Source organism: Cupriavidus sp. 05T42 (genome assembly GCF_056396345.1).
In genome coordinates this window covers 1-18,441 of sequence record NZ_JBFTLH010000033.1, presented here as the reverse complement: position 1 = coordinate 18,441, position 18,441 = coordinate 1, and the positions used below count along the sequence as shown (strand labels likewise).

Below are 18,441 nucleotides of genomic sequence, written 5' to 3'. Positions count from 1 at the left end.
TCAGATCGGCGCCTGGCGCCGGGAAGTCGCGGTACAGCCGATCGACGCCACGATAATCGCGGCAATCGCCACCCACTGGAGCGGCGTGAGCTGCTCATGCAGGAAGGCCAGCCCGGCCAGCGCGCCCATGGCCGGCTCCATGCTGAGCAGGATGCCGAAGGTGCGGCGCGGCAGGCGTTTCAGCGCCACCATCTCCAGCGAATAGGGAATCGCGCTCGACAGCAGCCCCACGGCCAGCCCGGCCAGCAGCAGCGACGGGCTGAACATCGTCGTCCCCGCATGGGCCAGTCCGAACGGCAGCGTCACCAGCGCGGCCATGGTCAGCCCKAGCGAGGTGGCCTGGCCGCCATGCGCATTGCCCGCCATCTGCCCGAATACGATATAGAGCGCCCAGCCCACCCCGGCTGCGAGCGCATAGCCGATGCCCACCGGGTCCAGGTGAGTCGCGGTCGCCCCGACCGGCAGCAGCAACAGCAGGCCCGTCACGGCACAGCCGATCCAGAGAAAGTCGATCGCCCGGCGCGAGGACAGCACGGCCACGGTCAGCGGCCCGGTGAATTCGATGGCGATGGCCAGCCCCAGCGGCACCGTGCGCAGGGACATGTAGAACAGCAGGTTCGTGGCGCCCAGCGCGGCGCCGTATAGCGCGATGGCGCGGGCATTGGCGCGCGTGAGCGGAAAACGCCACGGCCGCCAGACGCAGAGCAGGATCAGGGCCGAGAATCCTACCCGCAGCGCCGTGGTGCCCTGGGCGCCCAGGACGCCGAACAGGCTCTTGGCGAACGACGTGCCCACGCACAGCGAGGCCATGGAGCCGATCAGGGCCAGCACGGCCAGCAGTGTCTGACTTTGTTTGAGGCGGGTAAGCGGCAATTCGGGTCCTGGAACAGTGTGGTGCCGGGCGCCGCGCGACGCCCGCCGGCATGGCCGGAGCCGCATCATGCCCGAGCCAGTTGTGGCCCGCCATGCACAGATGGGCGCAGCCGGCGCTGTACAGTTTTGCGCGCGGCAACATTTTGCGGTCCAGCCGCGCGGGTTCTATGGTGGAAGGGCAACTTTCATGGAGCCATCGATGGATGCGACCGCGCCTCCCCGTCATGTCGTGATCACCGGCGCCGCCGGCGCGCTGGGCCGCGCCGTGGCCAGCCGTTTCGCCGCCGAGGGCGCCCGGCTGGCCTTGATCGACCGTGACCTGCAGCACCTGCAAACCGTGTTTGCCCATCCGGAGCCCGGGCAGCACGGCATGCTGCTCCACGCGGCCGACGTCACGTCCGACACGGCCATGGCGCCGGTGGCGGCGGCCATCCTCGATGCCTTCGGCGCGGTCGACGTGCTGGTCCACGTGGCCGGTGGCTTCGAAATGGGCGAGCCCACCCACACGCTGAGCCGGGAATCCTGGCTGCGGATGATGGATCTGAACGCGTGGTCCTTCGTCGCCGTGACCGGCCATTTCATTCCGGCGATGATGTTCCAGCGCAGCGGCAAGGTCGTGGCCGTCTCGGCGCGCGGCGCCACGGCCGGCGCGGCCACGATGGGGGCCTACAGCGCGTCCAAGAGCGCCCTGCAGCGGCTGGTGGAAAGCCTCTCGCGCGAGGTGCGCGCGGCGGGCATCAACGTCAACAGCATCGCCCCGGGCATCCTGGACACGCCGGCCAACCGCAATGCCATGCCGGCGGCGGAGCATACGCTCTGGGTGTCTACTGGCGCGGCAGCGCGTGCGGTTGCGTTCCTGGCCTCCGATGGCGCTCAGGCGATCCACGGGCAGCATCTTGTGCTGGATGGGCTGAGCTAGGGATGAAGAACACCCCCGCCACCCCCGCCACCTCCATATGGCTGGCGCTTGCGTTCTGGCTCCTGCCTGGCCTGTCCCTCCTGCTGGGCGGCTGTGCGAGCCGGCCAGTCAATCCGCCGATCGCCCAGGCAGACCAGAATGCCGGCTATCGATTCTTTACGCGGCCCCAGTTCGCGGCCAGCAAGGAAAACCTCGTCATCCTGGCCTTTTCGGGCGGGGGGACCCGCGCGGCGGCCTTTTCGTATGGCGTCCTGGAGTTCCTGCGCAACACGGAAGTCGTCGGGCCGCGCGGCAAGTCGCGCCTGCTCGATCATGTGAGCGTGGTGACCGGGGTGTCGGGCGGCAGCTTTACGGCGCTGGCCTATGGGCTCTACGGCGAAAAGCTGTTCGATGACTACGAGCAGCGTTTCCTCAAGCGCGATGTGCAAGGCACGATCACGCGCCGGACCTTCAATCCGGCCTACTGGCCATCCCTGTGGTCGAGCGGATGGGGCCGCTCGGAACTGGCGGCGGACCTCTACGATGAAATCCTGTTCAACGGGGCGACGTTCGGCGACCTCAACCGGGGGCAGGGCCCCTTTATCGTGGCCTCGGCCACCGATATCACCACGGGCGCGCGCCTGCCCTTTACGCAGGCCACGTTCGATGTGCTGTGTTCGGACCTCAACGCCGTGCGGCTGTCGCGGGCGGCGGCGGCCTCGTCCGCCGTGCCGGTGGTGCTCACGCCGATCACCCTGAACAACTACGGCGGCAATTGCCACTACACGCCGCCGGACTGGATCCAGCCGTTTATCCATGACAGCGAGCCGCCCCGGCCCGCCGCGCGCGCCAGTCGCCATATCAAGGAAGAGGCGGAGTTTGGCGACAGCATCAACCGACCCTATCTCCATGTGGTGGATGGCGGCGTGTCCGACAACCTCGGCATGCGCAGCGTGCTGGATACCCTGGAACTGATGGAAGCGCTGCATCTGGTCGGCCTCCAGACGCCGCTCGATCAGGTGCGCCACATCGTGGTCTTTGTCGTCAATTCGCTTTCCGTGCCCAAGACGGAATGGGACAAGTCCKAATCTCCGCCGGGCATGATCGAAATCCTGGTGAAAGCTGCCGGCGTGCCGATCGACCACTATTCCTATGAGGCGACCGAACTGCTGAAGGACAGTCAGGCGCGCTGGCGGGCCATGGGCGAGGTGCGCCGCTCGGCGGCGTTCGCTGCGAACAAGGATGCGGGGGTCGCCCGTGCGCTACGCACGCCAGACGCGACGATCTACGCCATCGACGTGTMGTTCGCCCGGCTGGAGGACAAGGAAGAACTGGCCTACCTCAATGAACTTCCCACATCGTTCTCCCTGCCGCCCGAGGCCGTCGACCGCCTGCGTGCGGCGGCCGGGAAAATCATCATGACCTCGCCGGACTTCCAGCGGCTGCTGAAGGATGCCGGCGCGACCATCGTCGCCGATCCGAAAAAGGCCGACGCTGCAGCGGCCACGGGGCGATAGGGGACGCCTTCAGGGGAAGCCTTCCGGGGAAGCTCTCAGCGCCGGGCCAGCCGTGCCAGCGGCAGCGTCTCCAGCCGCTCCAGCACCACGGTGCGCATGGCCGGCGGCGTGGGCAGGGTGTCGAGCAGGGCCGGCCAGCGTTCGCGGGCCAGGCTGACGGCGTCCTTCACGGCCGCCAGCGCGATGCGCTCGGCGATCTTGGCCTCGCGGGCGAAGTCGCGGTAGGTCTCCAGGGTTTGCTTGCGCTGCAGGCCGTCGATGGCCACGTTCTGGCCGAAGGCCGCGAAGCCGGACAGCGCCGCCACGCTGACGATGTCATAGGCGGGCGACAGCTCGGGCATGGTCCCGTTCCGATACAGAAAAGAGAAGTTCTTGAGATGGGCGTCGCTGTTGCCGATCAGCGTGTTCACGGCCTGCCGCATGAAGAACTGCCGCACGTCCTCGATGCCGCGCACGCTGAGCCGCTCCAGCAGGCGGACGATGGCCACGTAGGCGTCGTTGCCGGCGTACTTGCGCGAGGGCATACGCGTCAGCACCTGGCAGCCGTCTTCCGCATGCACGCGCCCGCCGGGTTCGCGGTCGAAACGGTCCACGGCCAGGAAGTGCAGGTCGGCGCCKAGCGCTTCGGCCAGGCCGGGTACGTCGATGGTCGCCAGCGGCTGCGGTTTGCACGGCGCCACGGCCACGCCGGCCGCCTGCGCCAGCTGCATCGACACATATTCGTTAAAGATCTGGCTGTCGTCGTTGCGGGCCGGCAGCTTGGCGATCAGGTCCGACAGCCGCCCGTGGGTGGGCATGGTGTAACGCTTGCCGGCGTGCGCGGTGGACAGCGCGAGCTTGTTCTGCACGCCGGACACCGATGCCGCGCCCTCGGTGGCGCCTTCCACCACGGCGATTTCCAGGTTGTCCGCGCCGCCGGTCACGCCCACGGTGCGCACGGTGTCAGGCAGGGCGTCAATGTCCGCCGGGCGGACGATCAGCGCGCCGGGCAGGTCTTCGCCGGCTGCGGCCAGCACGCCGAAGTCGTCGCGGTCGTCCGGATGGTGCCGCGTGGCTTCCAGCCGCCGGCGCAGCTCGCCCTCAGGCAGCAGGCCGGCAAAGTAAGGCGGCAGCTCGCCATGGGTGTTGTAGAGCGCGGGATGGAACGGGTTGGCGAGGATCGTGGCGGTCAGCGCCTCGTTGCCCGGAATCGTCAGCGAGAGGCTCAGCGTCGGCCGTCCGGCATCGCCCCGGAAGGCTTCGCCCGGCACGAAGCGCGTGGTGCGGCCGGCCTCGCAAAGATAGCCGCACAGCATGTTGTGCAGGTGGACGGTGAGATAGCGCGGGCGCAGGCCGTCAGGCATCGGCGTCTCCGAGCAGCAGGTCGACCGAGGTGGGCGCGGCGCGGTCCGGGCCGGTGGCCTTGCCGCTCACGGTGCGCTGGACTTCGGCCAGATGCTCGCGCGGTACGAGGACCCACTCGGCGTCGAGGGCGGTGGCGATGGCATCAAGTGTTGATCCGCGCACATCCTGCTTGCCGCTCAGGGCCACCGACAGGTTGGGCGCCGCCATGCCGATCAGACGGCCGACAGCGCCGAGCGAGAGGCCGCGTGCCTTGCGAAGCTGGCCCAACTGGGCGGCGAAGGAGGACATAGGTCAAACCGAGGGTGGTGTTATGTCATAGCATAGCAGTCGTCCAAAAATTATGCTATTTCATCATTTATCGATCTTTATTATGGATTGACATAACATCCACCTCCGAGCCCAGCGGCGGGGCGATGTGCTCCAGCGGGCGCCGCTCCGCATCCACGCCGAACCGCAGCGCCAGCAATCCCGCCACGATCACCAGCGCCGCGCCAATGGCGTACCCCACGGCCACCGCCCCCCGGCTGCCGGTCTCGATCAGCATGCCGAACAGCACCGGGGCGATAAACCCGCCCGTGCCAGTGCCCACCGCGTAGAAGATGGAGATGGCCAGCGCGCGCATTTCGAGCGGAAAGACTTCGCTCGCCGTCAGGTAGGCCGAGCTGGCCGCCGCCGAGGCCAGGAAGAACACCGCCGACCAGCACAGCGCCTGCGCGCGCGCGTCCAGCCAGCCTTCCATGAACGCCCAGCCTGTGGCGGCGAGGCCGATGCCGGACAGCACATAGGTCACCGCGATCATCTTGCGGCGGCCCACGCGGTCGAACAGCGGCCCCAGGATCAGCGGGCCGAGCGCATTGCCGATGGCGAACGGGAAGATATAGAGCGCCACGCGTTCCTCCGCCACGCCGTAGAAGCGCGTGAGCACCAGCGCGTAGGTGAAGAAAATGGCGTTGTAGAAGAAGGCCTGCGCCACCATCAGCGCGAAGGTGACCACACTGCGCGTGCGGTAGCGCCGCACCAGCAGCCCTACGATCTCGCGCACGGTCGGCACGGGCCGGCCCGCGTAGGCCACGTGCGCGGCGGGGTCCGGCGGCGGCAGCGGGCMGTGGCGCGCGGCCACCTCGGCCTCGATGCCGGCAATCACCCGCTCCGCCTCCGCGCGGTGGCCGTGCGTGGCCAGCCAGCGCGGGCTTTCGGGTACGTGGCGCCGGATCAGGACGATGGCCACCGCCAGCACCGCGCCCAGCGCGAAACAGGCGCGCCAGCCCCAGACCGGGCCGAGCACGCGCGGATCGAGCACCACCAGGCTCAGCCCCGCACCCAGCGCCGCACCGAGCCAGAAGCTGCCGTTGATGGCAAGGTTGACGCGCCCCCGCACGCGCGCCGGGATCAGTTCGTCGATGGCGGAATTGATGGCCGCGTATTCGCCGCCAATGCCGAGCCCGGTCAGGAAGCGGCACAGCGCGAAGAACGCGAAGTTCGGCGAGAACGCCGTCAGCAGCGTCGCCGTCATGTAGACGAACAGCGTGGCGAGGAACAGGCGCTTGCGGCCCAGGCGGTCGGCCATGCGGCCGAAGACGAGCGCCCCGGTGACGGCCCCTAATATATATAGGGACCCGGTCCAGCCGACCTGCGAGGCGGAGAGCCCGAGCGTGTCGGGCCGCTCCAGCACGGCGCCCACGGAGCCGACGAGGGTGACCTCCAGCCCGTCGAGCACCCAGGCAATGCCGAGGGCGAGAGCCACGCGCCAGTGCCAGGCGGACCAGGGCAGGCGGTCGAGGCGCGCGGGGATGTCAGACTGCCAGCCGGCGATAAGCGTCTCCGATGGCTATCGACCGGCGGCATCCCATTGATGCCGCCAGCGGTCAGCGGTCAGGTCAGTGCGAAAGGTTCAGCATTCCCGGCCGACGGCTTTCAGCATCGAGCGGCCATGGGCAGTGATTTGAGGGCAAGGCCGTCGGCCTTGTTCGGCTTGCAGGGTAACGAGTTCGCGGGCGACGAGTGCATCGAGGTCGACGGGATCGATCTCGCGTGCGTCCGCAGTATCGGAGCGGGTATGGGGGCCGTTGCCGATCAGCATCAGCGTGGCCAGTTCGTGTGGGCTCAGCACGGTGTTCTCCTTGGCGAGAGGGGAGCGGTTGCTGGGGACTCGGGGGTCGCCTGGCAGTAGCGGCCTCCGTTAGGGATTGTGGACTATCGTGGCCCGGCTTTCACGCTGCAACGCATCGTGATCGGAGGTCGACAGTTTGCGACAGTCATTGCTTTGACGAGCCCCATCGGGGTGGGTTCCACACCGATACAAAGCCGATACATCCCCACCGTGCCGTGTTACACGCCCATCGCCACACCGTCGCTGCGCGGATCGTGCGCGCCGGCCAGCGCGCCGTCTTCGCCGATGGCAATCACGCCCGGATGCCCCGCCAGCGGGCTCTGCGGCGAAATGACGCTCACTTCATGGCCACGGCGTGCCAGGGCCGTGATCACGTCCGTGCCAGCGTCGGCTTCCAGCTTCAGGCTGTCGGCGGCATCGGAGAAGGTGCGGCCGAGCAGGAAGCGGGGCCGTGCCAGCGCCGTGAGCGGGTCCATGCCGTAGTCGATCAGCCGCGTGAGCACGGCGGCCAGCGTCTGCGGCTGGCCGTCGGCGCCCTGCGTGCCGTACAGCAGGCGCGGCTTCCCGTCCTTGAGATACATGCCCGGATTCAGCGTATGGAACGGACGCTTGCCCGGTTGAATCGCGTTGTGATGGGTGGGATCGACGCTGAACGCCGCGCCCCGGTTGTGCCACAGGATGCCGGTATCGCCGGCCATCACGCCGCTGCCCCAGTCGAAATACACGGTCTGGAGCACGCTCACGCAGCGGCCCTCGCGGTCCACTGCGCTCAGGAAGACGGTGTCGCCGTGCTGGTAGACGTGCGGCCAGTCGAGCGCGCGCGCCGGGTCGATGCGCGCGGCCATGGCGTCCAGGCGCGCGGGGGCGAGCATCGCTTCGGCCGGTACGTCGACGAACTCGGGGTCGGCCACGTAGCGGTTGCGCTCGATGAACGCCTCCTTCACGGCCTCCACCAGCAGGTGGTAGTAGTCCGCGCTGCCCTCGGCGATGCCGGTGAGGTCGAATCGATCGAGGATGCCGAGGATCTGGAGCGTGGTCACGCCCTGCGTGGGCGGCGGCAGGCTCAGCAGCTCGCCGCCACGATAGGGCACGCGCAGCGGCAGCGCGTCGCGCGCGGCGGTGCGCGCCAGGTCCGCCATGCGCAACGGCGAGCCCACGGCGCGCAGGCCGGCGACGATGCGCTCGGCCAGCTCGCCTTCATAGAACTCGCGCGCGCCATGGCCGGCGATGCGTTCGAGGCTGCGGCCCAGCGCCTGCTGGCGCAATGTCGTGCCGATGGCCGGGATTGCACCATCGGGCATGAAGATCTGTGCGAAGCCGGGCCAGTTGCCCAGCTCATCGGCCCGGAAGTTCTGCCAGAAATGTTGCGATGGCGTGACCGGGAAGCCCTCGTGCGCGTAGGCGATGGCGCGGCGGAACAGCGCGGACCAGTCCTGCCGGCCGCCCCAGGTGTCGCGGCTGATGGTGAAGGCGCGGTCCCAGGTATCGACCGTGGCGGCGGTGGTCAGCGTGGCGCCCGGGCCGCGCGTGGGAATCGACTCGCCAAACGCCGGCAGCGCCTGCGCGGCCTGGCCGATGCCGGACAGCGTGCGCACGTTGCCCGCGCGGTCGCTGATGAGCCAGAAGGCGTCGCCGCCCAGCCCCGTGAAGTGCGGATAGGTGACGGCCAGCGTGGCGCCGATGGCGATGGCGGCTTCGATGGCGGTGCCGCCATCGCGCAGGATCTCGAGACCCGCCTCGCTGGCGAGCGCATGCGGGCTGGTGACCATGCCCTCGCGGGAATGGGCGAGATTGGGGGCGAGGGCGGGGGTATGCAGGTTTGGCGTCATCGTGGGTTCAATGTCCTCCCAGATAGGCCTGCACCAGCGCCGGGTCGCGCGCGAGTTCGTCGGCCGGGCCGCTGGCCACGACGCGGCCTTCCTCCAGCACATAGGCGCGGTCCGCCAGCGACAGCGCGAGCGCGGCCATCTGGTCGACCAGCAGGATGGTGATGGACGCCTCGCGCAGCGTATCGAGCGAGGCGAACAGCTCGTCGATGACCTTCGGCGCGAGGCCGAGCGACGGTTCGTCGAGCAGCAGCACGGTCGGCTGCGACATCAGCCCGCGCGCCACGGCCAGCATCTGCTGTTCGCCGCCGGAAAGCAGGCCGGCGCGCTGGTGCTGGCGCTCGCGCAGGCGCGGGAAGCGGGCGAACATCGATTCCACGCGGCGCATCATCTCCACGCGCGGGAGCGGGCCGGACGGGAAGGCGCCAAGGCGGAGGTTGTCGAGCACGGACAGCTCCGGGAACACCTGCCGGCCTTCCGGCACGAGTACCACGCCCATCGCGGCGATGCGCGCGGCGTCGAGCCGGGCAAGGTCGGTCCCGTCGAACGTGATGCCGCCCTGCACCGGGCGATGCAGGCCCGCCAGCGCGCGCATCAGCGTGGACTTGCCGGCGCCGTTGGCGCCCAGTAGCGCGACCATCTCGCCCTCGCGCACTTGCAGGTCCACATCGTGCAGGACCGGCGCGGCGCCATAGCCGGCGCGCAGCGCGCTCACGCCCAGCACTTCCGGCAGCGGCGCGCCACCCAGCGGCTGGCAGGCCGAGGGTTTGCGGGCCGGCGCGTTGGCGGCGTCGCCCAGATAGGCGCGGCGCACGGCTGGATCGGTGCGGATCGCCTCGGGCGTGCCCACGGCCAGGCGCTGGCCGGCATCGATCACGACGATGCCATCGGAGACATCCATCACGAGCGACATGTCGTGTTCGACCAGACCGACGGCCACGCCGCTATCGGCGATCTTGCGCAGCAGGCGGCCCAGCGTGGCCTTGTCCTCGCGCGAGAGGCCGGCGGCCGGTTCGTCCAGCAGCAGCACGGCGGGCCGCGTAGCCAGTGCGCGGGCGATTTCCACGAGGCGGCGGTCCACGTGGGCCAGATCGGCGGCGCTGGCGTCCGGGTCGCCGGTGTAGCCGCAGGCGGCCAGCAGTGCGCGCGCCTCCTCGCGCACGGCGGGGGCGGTGAAACCGGCGATGCCGAGCAGCGTGCCGAGGCGGCCCTTGGTCAGCGCGATGGCCACGTTGTCCGTGGCGCTCATGCCGGCGAAGAGCTGCGTGGTCTGGTAGGTGCGGGCGATGCCTTGCCGGGCGCTGTCGCAGGCGCCGCGCGCCGGCAGCGGCGCCGTGCCAAGCTGGCGCCCRCCCTCGCGCGGACGGTAGTAGCCGGACAGCATGTTCAGCACGGTGGACTTGCCGGCGCCATTGGGGCCGATCAGGCTCGTCACCTGACCCGGCGGCAGATCGAACGACAGGTTGTCCACGGCGCGCACGCCGCCGAACACCATCGACAGGCCGAGCGCCGAGAGGCCCCGGCGCGTCTCCTCCGGTCGCACMGGCAGCTGCGCGCCAGCCACGGAAGCATGGGCGGCAGCCGCGCGGGCCGGCCGCAGGCGGCGCAGCAGGTCCGTCACCACGCCCACCATGCCCGTGGGGGCCACCCAGAGCACCACCAGCAACAGCATGCCGAAGCAGAGCAGGCGCAGGTTCTCCAGGCTGGACAGCAACTCGGGCAGCAKGCCAACCACAACGGCGCCCGCCACCGGGCCGACCACCGTGCCCGCCCCGCCAATCATCACCACCAGCACGAACAGGATCGATTGCAGGAACGAGAACATCCCCGGCGTGACCATGCCCTGCAGCGGCGCAAACAGCCCGCCAGCCAGCCCCGCCAGCGCGGCGGAGAACGCGAAGCCCACGGTCTTGACCACGAGCGGATTGACACCGATCGACGCCGCAGCGGTTTCGCTGTCACGCACCGCGCGCATCGCCGCGCCCCAGCTACCGCGTGCGATGCGGGCATAGGCGGCCAGCGCCACGCCCAGCACGGCCAGCGCGATCAGCGCCAGTGCACGCTCGCCGCCTTCCACGCCGGGCAACGACGGTTGCGCGATGCCCATCAGGCCGTTCTGCCCGCCGGTCAGCGCGCGCCACTCCACGGCGCCGTGCTCGACGATAAAGCCGAAGGCGATGGTGACCATCGCCAGGCCGGGGCCCTTCACGCGCAGCGCGGGCAGGGCGAGCAGGCCGCCCAGCAGCGCGGCGATCAGCGCGCCCACCGGCCACGCGGCCCAGAAGCTCCAGCCGGCCTGGCCGGTCAGGATGGCGACCGTGTACGCGCCGATCGCATAGAAGCCGACATGGCCGAACGACACCTGCCCGGTGAGCCCGAGCAGCAGGTTCAGGCCCACACCGCAGATGGCCAGCATCGCCACGCCGGCAATCACGAAGACAAAATAGCCGTTGAGCGACAGCACGAGCCCGCCGGCGGCCAGCAGCACCGCCAGCATGGCGAGGATCTGGAGTGGCGTGCCCAGCCCGAGCAGCGGGGCGGCGGCGCGCGCCGGCCGGGCCAGCGGCGCAGGGGAAGCCGGCGGGGCGGACGGATTGGAAGAAACCATCGAATCGTTCATACCTTGCGTACCTCCGCGCGTCCGAACAGGCCGTCCGGCCGCAGGGCCAGCAGCGCAATCACCAGCGCGAACGTGATGATCTGGGTGTAGCTGGAGCCCAGCGATGCGGTGATCAGCGCCTCGGCCACGCCGAAGATCAGCCCGGCAATCATCACGCCCCAGGCACTGGAGAGCCCGCCGAGAATGGCCACGGCGAAGGCTTTCAGGCCGAACACGGTGCCCATGTCCGCCTGTACGTTGAACAGCGGCGCGATCAGCACGCCGGCAATGCCGGCCAGCAGCGTGGAAATGGCAAACGCGCCGGCGATGGTGCGGCGGATGGGAATGCCCATCAGGCGCGCGGCGTCGCGGTTCTGCACCACGGCCAGCATCGCCACGCCCCAGCGCGAGCGGCGCAGCACGTAGTGCAGCACGGCCGCCAGCGCGAGGCCGACCACGGGAATCACCAGTTGCAGCGGATAGACGCCGACGCCGGTATCGCCCAGCTGCACGGACTGTGCGGCGAGCGGGGAGGGCAGGCTGCGCGGCTCGGTGCCGAAGGCGAGCATCACCAGGTTATCGAGCACGATGCCGAGCGCGACGGTGGCCATCAGCCACGCATTGGAGCCCCGGCTCGCGAACGGGCGCACAGCCAGGAATTCCACGGCCAGCCCGTAGAGCGCGCACAGGCCGAGGGCCAGCACGATGGCGAGCGGCATCGGCCAGCCGAGCGTCTGCGCGAAGCTGTACGTCAGCACTGCTCCCAGCATCATCGAACTGCCCTGCGCGAAGTTGACGGTGGCGGACACCGCGTAGGTGATGTGGAAGCCCAGGGCCATCAGGCCATACATGCTGCCCAGGCCGAGCCCGCTGATGAGGGCGGAGATCCAAAGCATGGTGAATCCTTGATTTTGCTTGCCAATCGATATCGCGCGACGATGCGCCGGCCCTCTCCCCCGGCCCCTCTCCCGCACGCGGGAGAGGGGAGCAAACCGACGGTGTTCTCCCCTCTCCCTCTGGGAGAGGGGCGGGGGAGACGGCAGGCGCTTGAACGATCGATATTGCTTCTACGAAGCGCCTGTCTTACTTCGCCACCGGCACGATGCGGTTGTCGATGAACTGCGCCCAGACGTAGTCGTTTTCGCTCAGGGCGTCATGCGCGGTCGGGGAGAACGGCTTCACGTAGGTCTTGATCAGGCCCTCGTAGCGGTCGATCTTGTAGAAGCCTTCGCGGATGGCATCGCCCTTGGTGCTGCCGGCCTTGGCAATCGCCAGCGCAGCGAGCTGCGTGGCGTCGTAGGCGTTGGCCACGCCCACGGCCGGGGTGATGTCGTCCGGGCCCTTGATGTCGCTGTACTTCGCCTTGAGGTCGGTCACCACGCGCGTGCTGACCGGAGTCTGTGCGCCGAAGAAGCTGTACGTCTGCACGAAGTGGACGTTCTTGGCGTTCGGGCCAGCCAGTTCGGTGAAGCGGCCGCCGGCCGGGCCCCAGTGGGAGACCACCGGCACCTTCCAGCCCATGCGGTCCAGCGACTTCACCACCTGCGCGGACGGGCCTACGTTGCCCACCATCAGCAGCACGTCGGCGCCGGCGGCCTTCAGGCGGCCGAGCTGGGGCACCACATCCACGTCATTGGCCTCGAATTTCTCCACGCCCACCGGCTTGCCGCCCTTGGCGGCCATCGCGGCGACGATGCCCTTCTCGTTCGACTCGCCCCACGGGTTGTTCACCAGGATCAGGCCGGGCTTGGTGGCGTTGAAGGTCTTCTGGGCGTACTGGAGCATCGCCTTGTCCACGACCTCGTCCACGGCGGACACGCGGAAGGCGAAGTTCGGGTTGGCGCCATTGCGCGTGATCGGCGTGCCGGCGGCCCACGGGCCCATGAACGGCACCTTCTCCTGATTGGCGATCGGCACGATGGCCATCGACACCGGCGTGTCGAGCCCGCCGAACAGCACGGCCACCTTCTCCTTGTAGATCAGCTCGCGCGCGGCCAGCACACCCTTGGCCGGGTTGCCCTCGTCGTCGCGGCGCACCAGTTCCAGCTTGCGGCCACCCAGCAGGCCGCCCTTGGCGTTGATCTCGTCGATGGCGACGGTCATGCCGCGCGTCAGCGACTCGCCGGCGCGCGCCGACTGGCCGGACAACGCCGTGATCAGGCCGATCTTGATGGTGTCGGCGGCCTGGGCGGGCAGCGCCGTCATGACGCAGGCAGCGGCGGCGGTCGCGAGGAGGGCGCGGCGTTGGGGACGAAACATGGCAGTTCTCCGGATGGGCGGATCGATGGGGATGGGTGCTTCGATCCACCCGGCTCGCAAGAGCCGTGCCAATCCGTCGACAAAACCGAAAATGATCCCGGAGCGATTGACACGTCAAGATGCAGACGATCTGGCCCGCATTTTGCGAACGATCTGCAAACCTGGCTGCATACGATCCGTCATGGTTCATGTCGCACGAATCCGGTGCGCGATGAGCCAAAGCGGGGCACATTTGATGAKAGGCATCCCTCCATGACGCAAAACCCGAGTCCGCTGGCGGCCACGCAGGCCACCGCCGGGCTTCCCACCTTCGGCCCGCTGCGCGACCATGGCCGCTTTCCGTACCGGCCGATTACCGACGCCGACCCGTTCCGCTGGCCCAATGGCGCGCGGCTGGCGGTCTACCTCGGCTTCAATATCGAGCACTTCGCCTTTGGCGAGGGGCTGGGCGCGAACCTCGGGCCAGTTTCGCCGCAGCCGGACGTGCTCAACTACAGCTGGCGCGAGTACGGCAACCGCGTGGGCGTGTGGCGCTGCCTGGAGTTGTTCGACCGGCTGGAGATGCCGGCCGGCGTGCTGCTGAACACCGCGCTCTATGACCATTGCCCCGAAGTGCTGGACGCCTGCCTGGCGCGCGGCGACGAGCTGATCGGCCATGGCCACACCAATGCCCATCGCCAAAGCGAGTTCGACGAAGCGGGCGAGCGGGCGCTGCTGGTGCACTGCCGGGAGCGCATCGCGGCGCATAGTGGGCGGGCGCCGGGCGGCTGGCTGTCGCCGTGGATCTCCGAGACGATGGTGACGCCGGACCTGCTGGTCGAGACTGGCTACCGCTACACGCTGAACTGGGCACACGATGACCGCCCGGTGCGCATGGCCACGCGCGGCGGCCCGCTGTGGTCGATTCCCTATCCGCAGGAACTGAACGACATCCCGATGATCATCGCGCGCCACCTCGACGGTGCCGCCTTCGCCGACATGATCATCGACCAGTTCGACGAGATGCTGGCGCAGGCCAACGATCCGCAGCACCCGCAGCCGCTCGTGATGGGCATCGCGCTGCATCCCTACCTGGTGGGCCAGCCGTACCGGCTGCGGCACCTGCGCCGGGCGCTGGCGCATATCGCGGCGCGGCGCTCCCATGGCGAGGTCTGGCTGACCACGCCGGGTGCGATCTGCGACGCGATGGATGCCGTGGACCCTGTCGCAGTGACCCCTTCACGCTAATATCATGGCCATCGTTTCCCTGACCGAAGTCATGTCCACCAAAGCTGCCAGGAAGCCCGCGGCCGCCAAGGCCGCCGCCAAGCGGACTTCCGAGACCGTCAAGCCCGTCGATCCGATCGAGGAAGAGACCGCCGACGACGCCGATACGCGCATCTATCAGGCCATCTTCGACGGCGTGCTCAACCATCGGCTGACGCCGGGCACCAAGCTGCCCGAGCCGGAGCTGTGCCAACTGTTCGGCGTGGGCCGTGCCGTGGTGCGTCGGGTGCTGGAGAAGCTGGCCCACGATGGCATCGTGGCGCTGCGGCCGAACAAGGGCGCGGTGATCGCCGAGCCCACGCCCGAGGAAACCAGCCAGATCTTCGAGGCCCGCCGGGCGATGGAACGCGTGCTGGTGGAACTCGCCGTCACGCGTGTGACCGAAGCCGATCTGCGCGACCTGCGCCGCCAGTTGGCCGAGGAGCACGACGCCATGCACCGCTTCGACCAGCCCTCGTGGGCGCGGCTGGCCAGCGGCTTCCACCTGCGCATTGCGGCGCTGGCACGCAACCCGGTGCTGCAACGCTACCTGACCGAACTGGTCTCGCGCTGCTCGCTGATCGTGGGCCTCTACGAGCCGCCCGGCCACGCGCCGTGCGAGCACGACGAGCACGCGGCCATCGTCGCCTGCATCGAGGCCCGCGATGCGGCCGGCGCCGTCGCGCGCATGGAAGCCCATTTGCGCGAACTCGAGGAACGGATCGAAACCTCGCGCATGCAGGGCGAGAAAAGCCTGGCGCAGATGCTGGGATTGCCAAAGACCAGCAAGGGCTGACCGGAACACCCCATGGAAATCGACTTCAACGCCATCACCGAATACCAGCGCTACAAGCTCATGGCGAGTCTGATCGTGCCCCGGCCCATCGCGCTGGTGACCACGCTCGGGCCAGACGGCACGGCCAACGCCGCACCGTTCTCGATGTTCAACATGCTGGGAGAGGAGCCGCCGATCGTGATGATCAGCGTCAACCGCCTGGGCGACGGCGCGCTGAAGGACACGGCGGCGAATATCGTGCGCACGAAGGAGTTCGTGGTGCACCTCAGCGACGAGGCCATGGCCGAGAAGATGCATCGCTGCGGCGAACGGCTGCCGCCCGATGTGAGCGAACTGGCACGGGTGGGCCTCACGGCGGCGCCGTGCACCCAGGTGGCGGTGCCCCGGATTGCCGAGGCGCCCGTCGCGTTCGAATGCACGCTGTGGGAGACGCTGGAGACCGCGAGCCGCCAGATCTTCATCGGCCGCGTGCTGCGCCTGCATGCGCGGGACGGGCTGATCGACACCGAACGCTGGCGCGTGCGCCTGCAGGACTACTTCCCCGTGGGGCGTTTCGGCGCCAGCTTCTACGTGACCACGCGCGACCGCTTCTCGCTGGAGAAAGAGGCCGGCGTGGTCACGGCCTCAACCGCGATCGACGAGATGTGAACCGAGCGGCGCGGCGGGACGGCGGCGCTGTTGCCACTGCGCCGCCTTGGCGATGATCTCGCCGACAATGCCGCGCCGGAACGTCAGCACGCAGATCACGAAGATCACGCCGGTCACCATCGTCACGGACTCGCCGAGCGTGTTGAACCAGTCGAAGCCGGTGAGCCTGGCGAGGAACGTGCCGAGGTCGCCCAGCTTGTTCTCCAGCGCGATCACCACCAGTGCGCCCACGATAGGGCCCGTCAGCGTGCCGAGGCCGCCCACCAGCGTCATCAGGATCACGGCGCCGGACATCGACCAGTGCACATCGGTCAGCGTCTCGAAACCGAGCACCAGCGCCTTCAGCGAGCCGGCCAGCCCGGACAGCGCCGCCGACAGCACGAAGGCGGCCAGCTTGAAGCGATCTACGTCGTAGCCGAGCGACACGGCGCGCGGTTCGTTCTCCTTGATGGCCTTGAGGATCTGGCCGAACGGCGAATGGATGATCCGCACGATCAGCGCGAACGCCGCCACCACGATAACGAGTACCACGTAATACAGCACGAGGTCGTCGCCCAGCGGCAGCAGGCCGAACAGGTTGCCGCGCGGAATGCCCTGGATGCCGTCCTCGCCACCGGTGAACGGCGCCTGCAGGCAGAAGAAGTACAGCATCTGCGCCAGCGCCAGCGTGATCATCGAGAAGTAGATGCCCTGGCGACGGATGGCCAGCGCGCCCATCGCCCAGCCCGTGACGGCGGCGCCGGCGGTGCCGATCAGCAGGCCCAGTTCCGGCGTCACGCCCCAGACCTTCATGGCGTGACCGGCCGCGTAGCCGGCGCCGCCGAAGAAGGCCGCATGACCGAAGGACAGCAGGCCGGTGTAGCCGATCAGCAGGTTGAAGGCGCAGGCGAACAGTGCGAAGCACAGCACCTTGAGCACGAACACCGGGTAGGCGCCGAGCATCGGCGCCAGCGCCACGACGAGCAGCGCGATGCCGTAAAGCGCGGCGCGGCCGCGGGGGTTTTGCGAATCCAGCATTTATTTTTCCTTCCCGAACAGACCGGCGGGACGCAGCAGCAGCACGATCACCATGATGAAGAACACGACCGTGGAGGACGCTTCCGGATAGAACACCTTGGTCAGGCCCTCGATCACGCCGAGGCCCAGGCCGGTGAGGATGGCGCCCATGATCGAGCCCATGCCGCCAATCACCACCACTGCGAACACCACGATGATCAGGTTCTGGCCCATCAGCGGCGAGACCTGCACCACCGGCGCGGCCAGCACGCCGGCGAAAGCCGCCAGCGCCACGCCGAAGCCGTAGGTCAGCGTCACCATCAATGGCACGTTCACGCCGAACGCTTCCACCATCTTCGGGTTCTCGGTGCCGGCGCGCAGGTAGGCGCCGAGCTTGGTCTTCTCGATGACGAACCACGTGGCGAAGCAGACCACCAGCGAGGCCACCACGACCCAGCCGCGATAGTTCGGCAGGATCATGAAGCCGAGGTCGGTGGCGCCTTGCAGCGCGTCCGGCGGCGAGTAGGGCAGGCCGGACACGCCGTAGATCGAGCGGAACACGCCCTCGATCACCAGCGTGATGCCGAGCGTCAGCAGCAAGCCGTAGATGTGGTCGAGCTTGTAGATCCAGCGCAGCATGGTCTTCTCGATGACCACGCCAAGCACGGCCACCACCAGCGGCGAGAGCGCCAGCATGACCCAGTAGTTGAGGCCGGCGTACTCCATGCCGGCCCAGGCGAGCACGGCGCCGAGCATGAACAGCGCGCCATGGGCGAAGTTGATCACGTTGAGCAGGCCGAAGATGACGGCCAGCCCAAGGCTCAGCATCGCGTAGAACGCGCCGTTGACGAGCCCCAGCAGCAGCTGGGACATCAGCGCCGGCAGGGGAATCCCAATATCGAAAGTCATGAAATGCGGTTCCCTTTGTGTCTACACGCCGAGCAGTTCGTTCAGCACCGGCATCTTGGCCTGCAGTTCGGCGGCGGCGAAGCGCTMGACGATCTGCCCGTGCTCCATCACGTAGAAGCGGTCGGCCAGCGGCGCAGCGAAGCGGAAGTTCTGCTCCACCATCACCACCGTGTAGCCCTTCTTCTTCAGCATCAGGATCATGCGCGCGAGTGCCTGCACGATGACCGGTGCCAGGCCTTCCGAGATTTCGTCCAGCAGCAGCAGGCTCGCGCCGGTACGCAAGATGCGCCCCACCGCCAGCATCTGCTGTTCGCCGCCAGACAGTCGCGTGCCCTGGCTCTGGCGCCGTTCGGCCAGGTTCGGGAACATCTCGTAGATCTCGGCCTCGCTCATGCCCCGGCTGGCGTCGGCACCTTTCAAT

Annotated in this window: 17 protein-coding genes; 5 read left to right on the top strand and 12 right to left on the bottom strand. The window is 68.6% G+C overall.

Annotated features, from left to right (window positions below):
- On the bottom strand, nucleotides 1-873 hold the full coding sequence (locus AC1EJR_RS26195; protein WP_255371008.1) for an EamA family transporter: 873 nt from the start codon (nucleotides 871-873) through the stop codon (nucleotides 1-3).
- Nucleotides 874-1,072: 199 nt separating this feature from the next.
- Here AC1EJR_RS26195 and AC1EJR_RS26190 point away from each other — a divergent pair, with 199 nt between their 5' ends.
- Nucleotides 1,073-1,792, top strand: coding sequence for an SDR family NAD(P)-dependent oxidoreductase (locus tag AC1EJR_RS26190; RefSeq protein ID WP_092301838.1), 720 nt, complete (start codon nucleotides 1,073-1,075; stop codon nucleotides 1,790-1,792).
- A gap of 2 nt (nucleotides 1,793-1,794) precedes the next feature.
- Nucleotides 1,795-3,288 (top strand): patatin-like phospholipase family protein, encoded by a 1,494-nt coding sequence (locus AC1EJR_RS26185; RefSeq protein ID WP_477147791.1) that lies wholly within the window; start codon nucleotides 1,795-1,797, stop codon nucleotides 3,286-3,288.
- 35 nt (nucleotides 3,289-3,323) lie between these two features.
- Here AC1EJR_RS26185 and AC1EJR_RS26180 read toward each other — a convergent pair whose 3' ends face one another.
- The 8 genes from AC1EJR_RS26180 to AC1EJR_RS26145 form a co-directional block, all read right to left on the bottom strand.
- The gene (locus AC1EJR_RS26180; RefSeq protein ID WP_092301844.1) at nucleotides 3,324-4,631 is read right to left on the bottom strand and encodes a type II toxin-antitoxin system HipA family toxin; all 1,308 of its coding nucleotides are present in this window, start codon (nucleotides 4,629-4,631) and stop codon (nucleotides 3,324-3,326) included.
- Nucleotides 4,624-4,920: a helix-turn-helix domain-containing protein gene (locus tag AC1EJR_RS26175; protein ID WP_477113888.1), complete on the bottom strand. Its 297-nt coding sequence runs from the start codon at nucleotides 4,918-4,920 to the stop codon at nucleotides 4,624-4,626. The genes AC1EJR_RS26180 and AC1EJR_RS26175 overlap by 8 nt, the downstream gene beginning before the upstream one ends.
- Before the next feature lie 67 nt (nucleotides 4,921-4,987).
- Nucleotides 4,988-6,445 (bottom strand): MFS transporter, encoded by a 1,458-nt coding sequence (locus tag AC1EJR_RS26170; protein ID WP_477147797.1) that lies wholly within the window; start codon nucleotides 6,443-6,445, stop codon nucleotides 4,988-4,990.
- Between the two features lie 78 nt (nucleotides 6,446-6,523).
- The gene (locus tag AC1EJR_RS26165) at nucleotides 6,524-6,742 is read right to left on the bottom strand and encodes a hypothetical protein (protein WP_092301853.1); all 219 of its coding nucleotides are present in this window, start codon (nucleotides 6,740-6,742) and stop codon (nucleotides 6,524-6,526) included.
- Nucleotides 6,743-6,960: 218 nt separating this feature from the next.
- Complete coding sequence (locus tag AC1EJR_RS26160; RefSeq protein WP_477113887.1) at nucleotides 6,961-8,571, bottom strand: gamma-glutamyltransferase family protein; 1,611 nt, start codon at nucleotides 8,569-8,571, stop codon at nucleotides 6,961-6,963.
- A gap of 7 nt (nucleotides 8,572-8,578) precedes the next feature.
- Nucleotides 8,579-11,176 carry a branched-chain amino acid ABC transporter ATP-binding protein/permease gene (locus AC1EJR_RS26155; protein ID WP_477147790.1) on the bottom strand — a complete coding sequence of 866 codons (2,598 nt, stop codon included), beginning with the start codon at nucleotides 11,174-11,176 and terminating at the stop codon, nucleotides 8,579-8,581.
- An 8-nt stretch (nucleotides 11,177-11,184) separates the two neighbouring features.
- Nucleotides 11,185-12,063, bottom strand: coding sequence for a branched-chain amino acid ABC transporter permease (locus AC1EJR_RS26150; protein ID WP_092301859.1), 879 nt, complete (start codon nucleotides 12,061-12,063; stop codon nucleotides 11,185-11,187).
- A gap of 187 nt (nucleotides 12,064-12,250) precedes the next feature.
- Nucleotides 12,251-13,426, bottom strand: coding sequence for an ABC transporter substrate-binding protein (locus AC1EJR_RS26145; RefSeq protein ID WP_092301862.1), 1,176 nt, complete (start codon nucleotides 13,424-13,426; stop codon nucleotides 12,251-12,253).
- A gap of 252 nt (nucleotides 13,427-13,678) precedes the next feature.
- Here AC1EJR_RS26145 and AC1EJR_RS26140 point away from each other — a divergent pair, with 252 nt between their 5' ends.
- Genes AC1EJR_RS26140 through AC1EJR_RS26130 form a run of 3 tightly spaced genes read left to right on the top strand, consistent with a single transcriptional unit; the run spans nucleotide 13,679 to nucleotide 16,115 of the window.
- Nucleotides 13,679-14,653, top strand: coding sequence for a polysaccharide deacetylase family protein (locus tag AC1EJR_RS26140; protein ID WP_477108985.1), 975 nt, complete (start codon nucleotides 13,679-13,681; stop codon nucleotides 14,651-14,653).
- A gap of 4 nt (nucleotides 14,654-14,657) precedes the next feature.
- Entirely contained in the window at nucleotides 14,658-15,467 is an 810-nt protein-coding gene (locus tag AC1EJR_RS26135) for a GntR family transcriptional regulator (RefSeq protein ID WP_441593739.1), read from the top strand.
- 12 nt (nucleotides 15,468-15,479) lie between these two features.
- The gene (locus AC1EJR_RS26130; protein ID WP_092301868.1) at nucleotides 15,480-16,115 is read left to right on the top strand and encodes a flavin reductase family protein; all 636 of its coding nucleotides are present in this window, start codon (nucleotides 15,480-15,482) and stop codon (nucleotides 16,113-16,115) included.
- Here the strand turns inward: AC1EJR_RS26130 and AC1EJR_RS26125 are convergent.
- The 3 genes from AC1EJR_RS26125 to AC1EJR_RS26115 form a co-directional block, all read right to left on the bottom strand.
- Nucleotides 16,092-17,132: a branched-chain amino acid ABC transporter permease gene (locus tag AC1EJR_RS26125; protein ID WP_441593737.1), complete on the bottom strand. Its 1,041-nt coding sequence runs from the start codon at nucleotides 17,130-17,132 to the stop codon at nucleotides 16,092-16,094. The two genes, AC1EJR_RS26130 and AC1EJR_RS26125, sit on opposite strands and share 24 nt — an antisense overlap.
- The gene (locus AC1EJR_RS26120; RefSeq protein WP_092301874.1) at nucleotides 17,133-18,020 is read right to left on the bottom strand and encodes a branched-chain amino acid ABC transporter permease; all 888 of its coding nucleotides are present in this window, start codon (nucleotides 18,018-18,020) and stop codon (nucleotides 17,133-17,135) included.
- 21 nt (nucleotides 18,021-18,041) lie between these two features.
- Nucleotides 18,042-18,441, bottom strand: a 400-nt coding sequence (locus tag AC1EJR_RS26115) for an ATP-binding cassette domain-containing protein (protein ID WP_477147789.1), incomplete at its 5' end; no start/stop codon positions are given.